General features: G+C 71.4%; 15 protein-coding genes. 10 read left to right on the top strand and 5 right to left on the bottom strand.

Annotation, left to right across the window (positions count from 1 at the left end; all coding sequences use genetic code 11):
• Positions 1 to 50: 50 nt before the first annotated feature.
• Positions 51 to 569, bottom strand: a complete 519-nt coding sequence (locus QRX60_RS46880; RefSeq protein WP_285997921.1) for a DUF1707 domain-containing protein — start codon at positions 567 to 569, stop codon at positions 51 to 53.
• A gap of 109 nt (positions 570 to 678) precedes the next feature.
• Here QRX60_RS46880 and xerD point away from each other — a divergent pair, with 109 nt between their 5' ends.
• The 6 genes from xerD (at position 679) to QRX60_RS46850 (ending at position 5,940) form a co-directional block, all read left to right on the top strand.
• Positions 679 to 1,581 carry a site-specific tyrosine recombinase XerD gene (xerD, locus tag QRX60_RS46875; RefSeq protein WP_286003840.1) on the top strand — a complete coding sequence of 301 codons (903 nt, stop codon included), beginning with the start codon at positions 679 to 681 and terminating at the stop codon, positions 1,579 to 1,581.
• A gap of 146 nt (positions 1,582 to 1,727) precedes the next feature.
• Positions 1,728 to 2,699 (top strand): ParA family protein, encoded by a 972-nt coding sequence (locus QRX60_RS46870; RefSeq protein WP_285997920.1) that lies wholly within the window; start codon positions 1,728 to 1,730, stop codon positions 2,697 to 2,699.
• On the top strand, positions 2,696 to 3,115 hold the full coding sequence (locus QRX60_RS46865; RefSeq protein ID WP_285997919.1) for a cobyrinic acid a,c-diamide synthase: 420 nt from the start codon (positions 2,696 to 2,698) through the stop codon (positions 3,113 to 3,115). The genes QRX60_RS46870 and QRX60_RS46865 overlap by 4 nt, the downstream gene beginning before the upstream one ends.
• Positions 3,115 to 4,044 carry a segregation and condensation protein A gene (locus tag QRX60_RS46860; RefSeq protein WP_285997918.1) on the top strand — a complete coding sequence of 310 codons (930 nt, stop codon included), beginning with the start codon at positions 3,115 to 3,117 and terminating at the stop codon, positions 4,042 to 4,044. Before QRX60_RS46865 ends, QRX60_RS46860 begins: the two co-directional genes overlap by 1 nt.
• A 293-nt stretch (positions 4,045 to 4,337) precedes the next feature.
• The gene (gene scpB, locus QRX60_RS46855) at positions 4,338 to 5,201 is read left to right on the top strand and encodes an SMC-Scp complex subunit ScpB (RefSeq protein ID WP_286003839.1); all 864 of its coding nucleotides are present in this window, start codon (positions 4,338 to 4,340) and stop codon (positions 5,199 to 5,201) included.
• Positions 5,188 to 5,940, top strand: a complete 753-nt coding sequence (locus QRX60_RS46850; RefSeq protein WP_285997917.1) for a pseudouridine synthase — start codon at positions 5,188 to 5,190, stop codon at positions 5,938 to 5,940. The genes scpB and QRX60_RS46850 overlap by 14 nt, the downstream gene beginning before the upstream one ends.
• A gap of 25 nt (positions 5,941 to 5,965) precedes the next feature.
• On the opposite strand, the gene QRX60_RS46845 is transcribed toward QRX60_RS46850, so the two are convergent.
• On the bottom strand, positions 5,966 to 6,784 hold the full coding sequence (locus tag QRX60_RS46845) for an SAM-dependent methyltransferase (RefSeq protein ID WP_285997916.1): 819 nt from the start codon (positions 6,782 to 6,784) through the stop codon (positions 5,966 to 5,968).
• 68 nt (positions 6,785 to 6,852) lie between these two features.
• Here QRX60_RS46845 and QRX60_RS46840 point away from each other — a divergent pair, with 68 nt between their 5' ends.
• Positions 6,853 to 8,694, top strand: coding sequence for a Xaa-Pro dipeptidyl-peptidase (locus QRX60_RS46840; protein ID WP_285997915.1), 1,842 nt, complete (start codon positions 6,853 to 6,855; stop codon positions 8,692 to 8,694).
• A gap of 102 nt (positions 8,695 to 8,796) precedes the next feature.
• Here QRX60_RS46840 and QRX60_RS46835 read toward each other — a convergent pair whose 3' ends face one another.
• Genes QRX60_RS46835 through QRX60_RS46825 form a run of 3 tightly spaced genes read right to left on the bottom strand, consistent with a single transcriptional unit; the run spans position 8,797 to position 10,885 of the window.
• Positions 8,797 to 9,990, bottom strand: coding sequence for a cation:proton antiporter (locus tag QRX60_RS46835; RefSeq protein WP_285997914.1), 1,194 nt, complete (start codon positions 9,988 to 9,990; stop codon positions 8,797 to 8,799).
• 7 nt (positions 9,991 to 9,997) lie between these two features.
• Positions 9,998 to 10,480: a cation:proton antiporter regulatory subunit gene (locus QRX60_RS46830; protein ID WP_285997913.1), complete on the bottom strand. Its 483-nt coding sequence runs from the start codon at positions 10,478 to 10,480 to the stop codon at positions 9,998 to 10,000.
• 36 nt (positions 10,481 to 10,516) lie between these two features.
• Positions 10,517 to 10,885 (bottom strand): DUF4267 domain-containing protein, encoded by a 369-nt coding sequence (locus tag QRX60_RS46825; RefSeq protein WP_285997912.1) that lies wholly within the window; start codon positions 10,883 to 10,885, stop codon positions 10,517 to 10,519.
• Positions 10,886 to 10,978: 93 nt separating this feature from the next.
• Here QRX60_RS46825 and QRX60_RS46820 point away from each other — a divergent pair, with 93 nt between their 5' ends.
• The 3 genes from QRX60_RS46820 (at position 10,979) to QRX60_RS46810 (ending at position 12,998) form a co-directional block, all read left to right on the top strand.
• The gene (locus QRX60_RS46820; RefSeq protein WP_285997911.1) at positions 10,979 to 11,545 is read left to right on the top strand and encodes a TetR/AcrR family transcriptional regulator; all 567 of its coding nucleotides are present in this window, start codon (positions 10,979 to 10,981) and stop codon (positions 11,543 to 11,545) included.
• 92 nt (positions 11,546 to 11,637) lie between these two features.
• Positions 11,638 to 12,342 (top strand): (d)CMP kinase, encoded by a 705-nt coding sequence (cmk, locus tag QRX60_RS46815; RefSeq protein WP_286003838.1) that lies wholly within the window; start codon positions 11,638 to 11,640, stop codon positions 12,340 to 12,342.
• On the top strand, positions 12,339 to 12,998 hold the full coding sequence (locus tag QRX60_RS46810) for a lysophospholipid acyltransferase family protein (protein WP_285997910.1): 660 nt from the start codon (positions 12,339 to 12,341) through the stop codon (positions 12,996 to 12,998). Before cmk ends, QRX60_RS46810 begins: the two co-directional genes overlap by 4 nt.
• Positions 12,999 to 13,012: the final 14 nt, after the last annotated feature.

Here is a 13,012-nt window from a genome sequence, read left to right as displayed (position 1 = left end):
AGGGACTTCAAGTCCCTCAATGTGCCATTCACGGACTCGGAGGTGCGGGGTCAGGGGCGTAGTGGGCGGCCTTCGGCGTCGAGGCCGCCGTTGGCGAGCAGCACGATGCCGTCGATCAACGGCCAGATCGCACCGAAGCCGAGGGTGATCAGGCAGACGAACAGCTGGAGCAGGCCGAGCCCGACCTGGCCGGTGTAGAACCGGCCGACGCCGAACGGCAGCACGATCTGCAGCACCCCGGCCACGGTCTTGGACCGGTAGGAGTACGGCACCGGCTGCTGCGCGTACGGCATCGGGGCCGGCGGCGCATACTGGTCCGGCGGCCCGTACATCGGCACCTGCATCGTCGGCTGCGGGTACGCCGGCGGCGGCCCGAAGAACCCCGGGTGCGGGTGCGGCAGGTCGCGGAACAGCGGCCGCAGATCGCCCAGGGTGGTCGCCGCGTAGGCGTCCGTCACCCGCGTCTCGTACTCGTCCGGCGTGATGCGGCCCATGCCGAAGTGGTCGGCGAGCAGCCTCGCCGCTTCCTCCCGCTCGGCCGTGCCGATGCGGAGTTCGTCCGACTCCATGCAGTCCAAGGTAACCGCGTGGAGCTGAGAACGGGGTTTCTGCCGGGTCACGAGCCCCGGGCGGCCTAAGGTGACCCGCGTGGCCTCCAGCCCGCACAGCACGGCCGACGTGATCGCCGCCTACCTCGACCACCTGGTCGTCGAACGCGGGACCGCGCGCAACACCCTGGACAGCTACGCCCGTGACCTGCGCCGATACGCCGCCCATCTCGACGGCGTCGGTGTCGCGAAGATCGCCGACGTCACGTCCGCGCACGTGACGTCCTTCGGCGCCGCGCTCCGGGAAGGCGACGGCGAGCACCAGCCGCTGGCTGCCTCCTCGGCCGCGCGGGCGCTGGTCGCCGTGCGGGGGCTGCACAAGTTCGCCCACGCCGAGGGCCTCACCGAGCACAACCCGGCCCGCGAGGTCCGGCCGCCGACACCGGCGAAGCGGCTGCCCAAGGCCTTGCCCGTCGACGACGTCCTGCGGTTGCTGGAGACCCCACCGCCGGACGGCGAACGCCCGCTGCGCGACCGGGCCCTGCTGGAAGTGCTCTACTCGACCGGCGCCCGGATCTCCGAAGCCGTCGGCCTGGACGTCGACGACGTCGACGACGTCGAACGCACCGTGCTGCTCGACGGCAAGGGCGGCAAGCAGCGGCTCGTCCCGATCGGGCGCCCCGCGCTCGCCGCGCTGCACGCCTACACCGTCCGCGCGCGGCCGGCGCTCGCCGCCCACGGCCGCGGCACCGCGGCGCTGTTCCTCAACGCCCGCGGCAGCAGGCTTTCGCGGCAGAGCGCGTGGCAGGTCCTCAAGGACACCGCCGAACGGGCGGGGATCGTCGCCGCGGTTTCGCCGCACACCCTCCGCCACTCCTTCGCCACGCACCTGCTCGAAGGCGGCGCGGACGTCCGGGTCGTCCAGGAACTGCTCGGTCACGCGTCGGTGACGACGACGCAGGTGTACACGCTGGTCACGGTCAACACCCTGCGCGAGGTGTACGCGACGGCGCACCCGCGGGCGCTGGGCTAGACGGCCCAAAAGGGCGCCTACAGCCTTCCTACGCTGGACCGACGGTCGAGTGACATTGCCCCCTCGGGTCCGGCGCGTTGCTTTGCCGGGGCTCCGACTCCGCGCATAGGCTGCGGCGGACGCGACGAACAAGGAGCTTTCCCGCCATGTCGACACCGAACCAGCCGGCCCACCCGGCCGAGTCCGCCGGGTCGGCGGCGGCGAACCTCAACGACGTCAAGATCGCGACCCCGGCGGTCCACGACGGCGACGAACCGCAGGAGCGCAACGGCAAGAAGGTCAAGCTCGAGGGCATCGGGCCGACCGGCCGCCCGATCCGCGAGATCCCCGAACCGCCGCCGCTCGAGAGCCACGGCCCGGCCAAGATCATGGCGATGTGCAACCAGAAGGGCGGCGTCGGCAAGACGACGTCGACCATCAACCTGGGGGCCGCCCTGGCCGAGTGCGGGCGCAAGGTGCTGCTCGTCGACTTCGACCCGCAGGGCGCCCTCGCGGTCGGTCTCGGCATCCAGCCGCACGAACTGGACCAGACGGTCTACAACGCCATCATGGAGCGGTCGGTCAGCGCCACCGACGTGCTGATGAAAACCCGCGTCGACGGCGTTGACCTGCTGCCGAGCAACATCGACCTGTCCGCGGCGGAGGTCCAGCTCGTCGCTGAGGTAGGGCGCGAGCACACGTTGTTACGGGTCCTTCGTCCGGTCATGAACGACTACGACTATGTTCTTGTCGACTGCCAGCCCTCACTCGGCTTGCTCACGGTGAACGCGCTGACCGCCGCGGACGGCGTGATCATCCCGCTCGAGTGCGAGTTCTTCAGTCTCCGAGGCGTCGCGCTCCTGATCGACACGATCGAGAAGGTGCAGGAACGGCTCAACCCCAAACTGGACATAGTCGGGATTCTCGCCACCATGTACGACCCGAGAACCCTGCACTCGAAGGAGGTCATGGCTCGCGTGGTGGAGGCATTCGGCGAGACCGTGTTCGACACGGTCATCAACCGCACCGTGCGGTTCCCCGAGACGACGGTCGCGGGTGAGCCGATCACGACCTGGGCGCCCAAGTCGGCCGGCGCCGCGGCGTACCGCCAGCTGGCCCGCGAGGTGATCGCTCGGTGAGCAGGCGCGCCTCCCTGCCCGGAGCGTCGGAACTCTTCCGTCTCACCTCCAGCCCCGCTCTCGACCTTCCGCCCCAGGCGCCGCCCGCGTCCGCCGAGCCGGCCGAAGACGCCAAGCCGAAGTCCTCAGGCAACGGCCGGACGGAACAGCTCGCCCGCAGCGCGGCGCCGCACGGGTCCGGCCGGACCAAGCACGACGCGAAGATCACCGTCTACGTCTCCGGCGACGAGCTCGTGGCCATGGAGCAGGCCCGGCTGACGCTGCGCGCCAAGCACGAGCTGGTCGTCGACCGCGGCCGGCTGGTCCGTGAGGCCGTCGCGGTGCTGCTGGCCGACTTCGACCAGAACGGCGAGGAGTCGGTGCTGGTGCAGCGGCTGCGGGTGGTCGGCTCAGACGGCGGCGAAACCGAGGGCTGATGGACACCCCGGCATCGGCCGAAACGCCGCCGGAGCCGGTCGAGCAGGCCCCGGAAGAGCAGCCGCACGAGCACCAGACGGTGCACGGCGGCATGGTCCCCGAGGGCCTGGCCAACGAGGAACTGAGCACGTCGAAGTTCAAGGTGCGGCTGGCCAACTTCGAAGGTCCGTTCGACCTGCTGCTGCAGCTGATCTCGCAGCACCAGCTCGATGTCACCGAGGTCGCGCTGCACCGGGTCACCGACGACTTCATCGCCTACACGCGGGCGCTGGGTGCGGACTGGAACCTCGACGAGACGACCGAGTTCCTGGTCATCGCGGCGACCCTGCTCGACCTCAAGGCCGCGCGGCTGCTGCCGTCGGCGGAGGTCGAGAGCGAGGACGACCTGGCCCTGCTCGAGGCTCGTGACCTGCTGTTCGCGCGGATCCTGCAGTACCGCGCGTACAAGCAGGTGGCGGCGCTGTTCGGCGAGCTGGAGCAGGGTGCGCTGCGGCGCTACCCGCGGTCGGTGGCGCTGGAGGAGCGGTTCGTCGGGCTGCTGCCCGAGGTGATGCTGGGCGTGACGCCGGAGAAGTTCGCCGAGATCGCGGTGGCGGTGTTCCGGCCGAAGCCGCCGCCGACGGTGTCGATCGCGCACATCCACATGGGCCGCATCTCGGTGCGCGAGCACGCGGCGGTGCTGCGGGTGATGCTGGCCGAACGCGGCCAGGCGACGTTCGGTGAGCTGGTCGACGACTGCGAGCACACGGTCGAGATCGTGGCGCGCTTCCTGGCGCTGCTGGAGCTCTACCGCGAGGCGACGGTCCAGTTCGAGCAGACGGAGGCGCTGGCGGAGCTGCACGTCCGCTGGACGGGCGGCTCGATGGCCGAGGCCTCCGCGGCGGCCGAGCTGGACCGCACCGCCGGAGACGAAGAGGAGTACGGGTGAGCCCCGAAGACAACGAGCGGCCGGCCGCCGAACCATCGGCGACGGCGGCGGAACTGGCGCTGGAAGAGGCGCTGTCCGGCGAGCCGGTGACCGAGGACGGCGAGCCGGTGGAGCCGCTGGGCGTGGAGACGGTGGCCGAGACGGCTGAAGCTTCGGCCGAGGAGGCTTCGGTCGAAGAGGCTCACGCGGAGGAAGACCCCGTCGCCGCCGAGCCGGACGAAGCCGCGGACACGGCCGCCGAGGCTGATGCTGTCGCTGAGCCGACCGAGTCTGAGGCTGAGCCCGCGGAAGCCATCAGTGCCGAGCCGGGCGAGCCCGAGGCCGCCGCTGCCGAGCCGGTCGAGCCCGCGGAAGCCGTCACTGCCGAGCCGGGCGAACCCGCGGAGACGGCCGCCGAGCCCGACCCCGATGCCGTCGCCGCTGAGCCGGCCGAGCCCGCGGAAGCCGCCGCCGAGCCCGAGGCCGAGGCTGCCGCCGCCGAGCCGGCCGAGCCCGCGGAAGCCGCCGCCGAGCCCGAGGCCGAGGCTGCCGCCGCCGAGCCGGCCGACCTCCGCCCCGCCGATCCCGAGTCCGATCTCGTCGCCGCCGGGGATGCCGACTCCCTGCCCGACGTCAGCTCCGACGAGGCGCTCGAAGCCGCGCTCGAAGCTCTCCTGCTCGTCGTCGACTCGCCCGCCAGCGAGGAATCGCTCGCCGATACCGTCGGTCAGCCCCGGGCGCGGATCGTCGTCGCCCTCCGCACCATGGCGCAGAAGTTCACCGATCGGGCCAGCGGGATCGACCTGCGCCGCGTCGGCGAAGGGTGGCGGTTCTACACTAGAGACGTCTACGCCCCGTTCGTGGAGAAGCTCCTGTTGGACGGCCAGCGGTCGAAGCTGACCCGGGCCGCGCTGGAGAGCCTCGCCGTGATCGCGTACCGGCAGCCGGTGACCCGTGCCAGGGTCGCCGCGGTGCGCGGCGTGAACGTGGACGGCGTGATCCGGACGCTGCTCGCGCGCGGCCTCATCGAAGAGATGGGAACCGACCCCGAGACGACCGGGACGCTGTACGTGACGACCGAGCTGTTCCTGGAGCGACTGGGGCTGTCGTCACTGAACGACCTGCCGGCCATCGCTCCGTTGCTACCCGAAGTGGACACCATCGATGACATCCAGTGAACACCCCGACGGCATCCGGCTGCAGAAGGTGCTGTCGCAGGCCGGGGTCGCCTCCCGGCGTGCGGCGGAGGACCTGATCGCGGCCGGCCGGGTCGAGGTGAACGGGGAGGTCGTCACCGAGCTGGGCCGCCGGGTGCACCCGGACGAGGCGATCATCCACGTCGACGGCACCCGCGTGAACCTGCGCGACGACCTGATCTACCTCGCCCTGAACAAGCCCAAGGGCGTGCACTCGACCATGTCGGACGACCGCGGCCGTCCGTGCGTCGGCGACTACCTGGCCGGCCGCTACGAGGAGACCCCCGGCGTCGTGCACGTCGGCCGGCTCGACGAGAACACCGAGGGCCTGCTGCTGCTCACCAACGACGGCGACCTCGGGCACCGGCTGATGCACCCGTCCTACCGGGTGCTCAAGACCTACCTCGCCGAGGTCGACGGCCTCGTGCCGCGCGGGCTCGGAAAGGAGCTGCGCAACGGCTGGGAGCTGCCGGACGGCATCATCAAGGTCGACCAGTTCCGGGTGAAGGACATGCACTCCGGCAAGTCGCTGGTGGAGCTGGTCATCCACGAGGGCAAGAAGCACATCGTGCGCCGCCTGCTCAAGGACACCGGGCACCCGGTGCTCAAGCTGGTCCGCACGGCGGTCGGCGACGTCCAGCTCGGCAACCAGCGCGTCGGCTCGATCCGGCGGCTGACCAAGGGCGAGGTCGGCGCGCTCTACCGCAACGTCGAGCTCTGACACCCGCTCTTCGGGGATCCGGGTGTCACCGCACGGCGGTGACGAACCCGCCGGCGGTGGCGTCGCCGTCCGACGGCCGGCCGTAGGCGGTGGCCAGCTCGGCACGGGTGACCGTCGACGGCTCCCAGCCGTGGGCGGCCAGCCACTCCGGCGCGGTGTCCCGCAGGCCGCCGCGCCACAGGGCGGTGACGTGCTCGCCGTCTTCGGTCGCGCGGGCGCGCGAGACGAGGCTGTCCGGCGCGTCGCCCGGCCGGTGCTCGAACGACACCCTGCTGCCCGGTGCGGACAGCTCGCCCACGGTGGTCAGGAGCCGGGAAGCCTCCTCGTACGTCAGGTAGATCAACAGCCCCTCGGCCAGCCACGCCGTCGGCACGGCGGGATCGAACCCCGCTTCGCGCAGCGCCGTGGCCCAGTCCTCCCGCAGGTCGGCGCGCACGACGATCCGCTCGCACGCCGGTGTCGCGCCCCGCGCGGCGAGCACGTCGTCCTTGAACGCCAGCACGTCCGGCAGGTCGAGCTCGAACAGCCGGGTGCCCGGCGGCCAGGCCAGCCGGAACGCCCGCGCGTCGAGCCCGGCCGCGAGGAGCACGACCTGCGCGCAGCCGGCGCCGAGCAGGTAGTCGTCGAAGAACCGGGTCCGGATCACGACCTGCGGGTACATCAGGGCGCCCAGGCCCGCCTGCTTGCTGCCGCGGTCCAGGTCGGGGAGCGCCGAGCGGCCCGCTTCGAAGAAGGCGGCCGCGTACGGGTCGTCGAACAGCCGGTCCGGGCGGCTGCTTTCGTAGGCGCGCAGCGCGGCGACGCCGACAGCCGTGCGGCTCACCGCGGGCAGGGACTCCGTCACGATCGCTCACCGTACCCCCGACTTTCCGCCGTGGCGGTGATCGGCGCCGGCTCGCTAGCGTGACGGGCATGCGACTCGGGGTGGTGTGCGGGGTCCTCGCGGTGCTCCTGTCCGGTGCGGTGGCTCCGGCCGCCGCGGCGCCCCGGGCGAGTGAGCCGGTCTACGACTACGCGAAAGCGATCCGCGAAACCGTCTGGGTCGACATCGGCCACGACGGCGACGGCGACGGCCGCTCCGACCGCGTCGCCGCCGACATCGTGCGGCCGAGTGAAGCCACTTCGCGGGTGCCGGTGATCATGGACGCGAGCCCGTACTACTCGTGCTGCGGGCGCGGCAACGAGAGCGAGCTCAAGACGTACGACAGCGCCGGAAAACCGGTGAAGTTCCCGCTGTTCTACGACAACTACTTCGTGCCGCGCGGGTACGCCGTGGTGCTCGTCGACCTGGCCGGGACGAACCGCTCGGCCGGCTGCGCGGACGTCGGCGGCGCGTCGGACGTCGACTCGGCGCGCAAGGTCGTCGACTGGCTCAACGGGCGTGCGACCGGCTACAGCGCCAAGACCGGCGGCAGCGCGGTGACCGCGGGCTGGAGCACCGGGAACGTCGGGATGATCGGGAAGTCCTACGACGGCACGATCGCCAACGGTGTCGCGGCGACCGGCGTCGACGGGCTGAAGACGATCGTGCCGATCTCGGCGATCAGCTCCTGGTACGACTACTACCGTTCCGACGGCGCGACCTTCGGCTTCAACCCGGCGGGGCTCGCGCAGACCGTCGAGGCGCGCAACAGCGGGCAGAACTGCTCGGCGCAGAACCAGGTCCTGACGCAGGGCGCGACGGCCAACGGCGACTACGGGCCGTTGTGGGCGGACCGGGACTACGTCACGCACGCGGGGGACGTGCGGGCCAGCGTGCTGCTTTCCCACGGCGTCAACGACCTGAACGTCAAGACCATCCACTTCGGACAGTGGTGGAGCGGGCTGAACGTCGAGAAGAAGATCTGGCTGTCGCAGACCGGGCACGTCGACCCCTTCGACTACCGCCGCGCCGACTGGGTCGACCTGTTGCACCGGTGGTTCGACCACTATCTGCTCGGGATCGACAACGGCGTCCAGAACGGGCCGCAGGCGAGCGTCGAGCGGCAGCCGGACCAGTGGGTGGACCAGAGCGCGTACCCGGCGTCGAACGCGGTGACGACGACGTTGCGACCGGGCGCGTCCGGCAGGCTGGGCACCTCGCCGGCGTCCGGGACGGCGTCGTTCACCGACAACCCGAACCTCGGCGAGGACACCTGGGTGACCAACCCCGGCAGCGCGGCGCTGACCTACGCGACCGGGACACTGGCGTCGGACCTGCAGGTGTCCGGCACGTCGAAGATCACGGTCACGGCCACGCCGAGCACCGCGTCGGCCCGGCTGTCGGCGCTGCTCGTGGACCTCGGCGCCGCGACGATCCGCAATTTCGCGGGCAGTGGCGAAGGAATCAAGACGGGCACCACGGAGAACTGCTGGGGCTCGTCGGCGACGGGCGACGACGCCTGCTACAAGATCGCCACGGCGGATCCGAAGAAGGTGAGCTACACGATCCTCAGCCGCGGCTGGGCGGATCTCGCGAACTACGCTTCCCTGACCCAGGAACAGGTCCTGACCCCGGGCACGGCGTACACGATGACGTTCGACCTGGCTTCGACCGACCACGTCGTGCCGAAGGGGCACGCGCTGGCGCTGATCATCGGCGGCACGGACGGCAGTTTCATCCGCGGACCGGCCCAGCCGGGCCGGGTGACGCTGGACCTGGCGAAGACCTCGGTGTCGGTCCCGCTGGCCGGGGTCGCCCCGGCGGCGTCGACCCACCCGAGCCTCGAGAACGGTGCCCACGTGCCGTCATCGGGCCGAGCCGACTTGCGCTGACCCCAGCGCCCCAATGTGGCGTTCGGTGCGTCAGACGCACCGAACGCCACATTGGGTGCGTCTGACGCAACCAACGCCACATTGGGGCGCTCGGGACCGGCGCTAACTGGCCTCGGCCGGGGCGGTCTTCGGGGCCGACTTCCGTTGCAGTGCGCGGGCGATCGGCTCCACGACCCGCGCCGCCGTCGGACCCAGGATCGCCATCAGCAGCACGTACGCCGTTGCCAGCGCCGCCAGCTCGCCGTCCACCGCTCCCGCCGTCACCGCCAGGCCCGCGATCACGATCGAGAACTCGCCGCGGGCCACCAAAGCCGCTCCGGCGCGCGCCCGGCCCATCTTCCCGATGCCCTGCCGGCGCGCCGCCCACCAGCCCGTGCCGACCTTCGTCAGCGTCGTGATCACCGCCAGGACCACCGCCCAGCCGAGCACCGGCGGGATCGACGCCGGGTTCGTGTTGAGCCCGAACACCACGAAGAACACCGCGGCGAACAGGTCCCGCAGCGGCTCCAGCAGGTGCGTCGCGTTCTCCGCCGTCGAGCCCGAGATCGCGATGCCGAGCAGGAACGCGCCGACCGCGGCCGACACCTGCATCGCCGACGCGAGCCCCGCCACCAGCAGCGCCGCGCCGAGCACCTTGAGCAGGAACACCTCGCGGTCCGGGCTGTCGACGGCGGCCGAGACGTACCGGCCGAACTTCAGCGCGATCACCAGCACCACGGTGATCACCAGCAGCGAGATCCCGACGGCCTCCATGCCGCCGAGGAGCGACACGCCGCCCAGCACCGCCGTCAGGATCGGCAGGTAGAGCGCCATCACCAGGTCCTCGAACACGAGGATCGACAGCACCACCGGCGTTTCGCGGTTGCCGAGCCGGCCGAGGTCGCCGAGGACCTTCGCGACGATCCCGGACGACGAGATGTACGTGACGCCCGCCATCACCATCGCGCCGACCGGGCCCCAGCCCAGCAGCAGCGCCACGGCCGCGCCGGGGGCGGCGTTGAGGACGATGTCGAGCAGGCCCGCCGTCCAGGACCGGCGCAGCCCGGTGAACAGCTCGGCCGCCGAATACTCGAGGCCGAGCAGCAGGAGCAGCAGCACGACGCCGATTTCGCTGGCCAGGTGGGTGAAGCCGCCGATGTCGGTCAGCGGGATCAGCCCACCCGAGCCGAAGCAGAGGCCGCCGAGCAGGTAGAGCGGGATGGGGGAGAGGCCGATCTTCCCGGCCAGGCGCCCGAGAGCGCCCAGCACGAAGAAGACCGCCCCCAGTTCGATCAGGGACAGCGCGGTGTGGTCCATCCTGGGCTCAGCCGTACTTCAGGATCTTGACGGCGGCTTCCAGGCCCTCGCCCGTGCCGACCGCGACCAGCAGATCGCCCCCGGTGAGGGTGAAGTCGGGCGTGGGCGACGGGTGCACCTGCCCCGCCCGCGCCACCGCGACCACCGAAACCCCCGTGCGCGTGCGCATCGCCGTGTCCCCGAGCGTCCGGCCGTCGAACGGGCCGGACGGCTTGATCGGCAGCTGCCGGGTGCTGATGCCCGGCAGATCCCGGTGTTCCTCGGTGAGCTGGGCGACCAGCTGCGGTGCGCCGAGCAGGTTGGCCAGCGTCCCCGCCTCGTCCGCGGTCAGCGGGATCGAGGCGGCACAGGCGTCGGCGTCGTCCGCTTTGGACACGATGAGCTCGGTGTGGCCGTCCCGCTGGGTGACGACGCCGATGCGGCGGCCGGTACGGGTGGCGAAGTCCTTGCGGACCCCGATGCCGGGCAGGGGAGTTACTTCGACGTTCACCCAACCACCGTAACCCACGTGTCCGATTCGCGACGTTCAGCCGAGCAGCAGCAACGCCGCCGCGACGACCATCACCACGGCGGTCAGGCCGTGGACTCCGAAGGCGATGGCCTTCTTTCCCCGGTGGCGCAGGACGATCAGCATGTCGAAGACGGGCCACGCGGCCGCGGTGAGGATGACCCAGCCCAGCGCGTGCGGGTCGCCGTAGATCATCAGCGCCAGCGGGATCAGGCCGGCTCCGATGTCGCGGCCGCCCTTGACGTTGAGGAAGCTTTCGGCGTTTTCGGGGACCTCGGTGAAGCCGAAGCCCGAGGCGATCTTCGCCGGCGCGAAGAGGTAGTTGAGGCCGACGTAGATGATGCCGAGCGCGACGATCGCGACGAGGACGTAGCCGGCGATGACCATGGTGTTCCCTCCAGAGTTTTCTAGCATCGCTAGGATTGCTAGCAACGCTAACCTAGCGGCGCTAGTTTGTCTAGCGGTGCTAGCATGTGACGCATGACCCAGCGACAGCGCCGAGTGCGCGACCGGACCGAGCGCGGGCAGCGGATCGTGTCCGCGGCCCGGGAGCTCGCCGAAGCGGAGGGCTGGGACGCCGTCACCACCCGGCGGCTGGCGGCGCTCATCGAGTACAGCCAGCCGGTGCTGTACAGCCACTTCCCGGGCGGCAAGGACGCGATCATGACGGCGGCCGCGCTGGAGGGCTTCGCCGAGCTGGCCTCGGCATTGGCGGCCGCTCGCGACAGCGGGATCGCGGGGGTGGCGGCCGCGTACATGGCCTTCGCGGACGCCAAGCCCGCGCTCTACGACGCCATGTTCTCGCTGGCTTCCGATCTGCCGTTCGCCCAGGACGACACGCCGGACGTCATGAAGGACGCCTTCGACGGGCTGCTCGCGGTGGTCGCGCCGGTGGCGGGCGAGGGGGAGCCCGGGATCCTCGCCGAGGTCTTCTGGGGCGCGCTGCACGGCCTGATCACGCTGGACCGCGGGCACCGGCTGTCCCCGGAGAACCGCGACGAGCGGCTCGCGCTGGTGGTCGCCCGCTTCGGCGCGCGGGGCGACTGATCTCCTCCGCGGCCCGACCGGCAGAATGGACACCGGCGGAGAACGATGACGAGAACGCGAGGAGAGTGCCGGTGACGGGAGCCCTACGTGGTGTGGTCGCGCTGGACGGCCCGTCGGGGACCGGGAAGACCACCGTCGCGCGCAAGCTCGCCCAGCGGCTCGGGGCCGGGTACCTCGACACCGGCGCCATGTACCGGATGGTCACCCTCGCCGTGCTGCGGGCCGGCGTCGACCCGGCCGACTCGGCCGCCGTCGCCGCGCTCGCCGACAAGACCGACTTCGGCATCGGCACCAGCCCCGACCGGCTGGAGATCCGGCTGGCCGGCGAGGACGTCGCCACCGACATCCGCGGTCCCGAGGTCACCAAGGCCGTCTCGCCCGTCTCGGCCGTGCCCCACGTGCGTGAGCTGCTCGTCGCCCGGCAGCGGCAGATCATCGACGAGGTCCTGGACGGCATCGGCGGGATCGTCGTCGAGGGCCGGGACATCGGCACCGTCGTCGCGCCGGACTCGCCGCTGAAGGTCTACCTGACCGCCTCCGCCGATGTCCGCGCCTCGCGCCGCAGCACCCAGGACACCGCGGCCGGGCGGAAGTTGTCGGTCGCCGATGCGCTGGCGAGCGTCGAGCGCCGCGACCACCTCGACTCCACCCGCACCGCCTCGCCGCTGCGCGCGGCCGACGACGCGGTCCACGTCGACACCTCGGAACTGTCGATCGACCAGGTGATCGTCGCCCTCAGCGAACTGGCCAGCCACCGCGGCCTGCTGGCGGGGTGCAACGCCGAGGTCGCGCGATGAGCGCTGACGGACTGCCGGAAGGCTCCGTCGGCTGGCTCCACGACGCCGGGCGGGTCTTCGCCCGGTACCATCTGCGATCGGCGTTCCGCATCCGCGTGCACGGCCGCGAGCGGATGCCGGCCTCCGGGCCGGTGCTGGTGATCGCCAACCACAGTTCGATGATCGAGCCGCAGCTGATCTTCGGAATGCTGCCGCGGCGTTCGGCGTTCCTGGTCAAGGCCGAGCTGTTCAAGGGCGTGGTCGGGAAGTTCCTGGTGGCCATCGGGCAGATCCCGCTCAAGCGCGGCGAGATCGACCGGAAGCCGCTGCTGACGGCGGTCGGCGTGCTCAAGGACGGCGGGGTCGTCGGGATCTTCCCCGAGGGCACCCGCGGTGCCGGGGACGTCGGTGCGGCCGAACGCGGCGCGGCCTGGCTGGTCCGGGCGTCCGGCGCGATCGTGCTCCCGGTCGCGACGCGGGGGACGCTCAAGCCCGCGGACGGCAAGCGGCGCTGGCGCCCGCGCGTGGACATCCTCGTGGGGGAGCCGTTCTCGCCGAAGGTCGGACCCGGGAAGACCGGGCTCGACCAGGGCACCGAAGAGCTGCGCGGTGAGCTCGCGGCGCTCGTGAAGACTTTGGACGATTGGCGCAGCGAAAACGGATTCGCTACGCCATAAGGGAAATTGGGTAG

The sequence above is a fragment of the Amycolatopsis mongoliensis genome, assembly GCF_030285665.1.
In the GTDB taxonomy this organism is placed as follows: Bacteria; Actinomycetota; Actinomycetes; order Mycobacteriales; family Pseudonocardiaceae; genus Amycolatopsis; species Amycolatopsis mongoliensis.
Note: the sequence above shows the minus strand (reverse complement) of the source record. Positions and strands in the feature narration are given on the sequence as shown.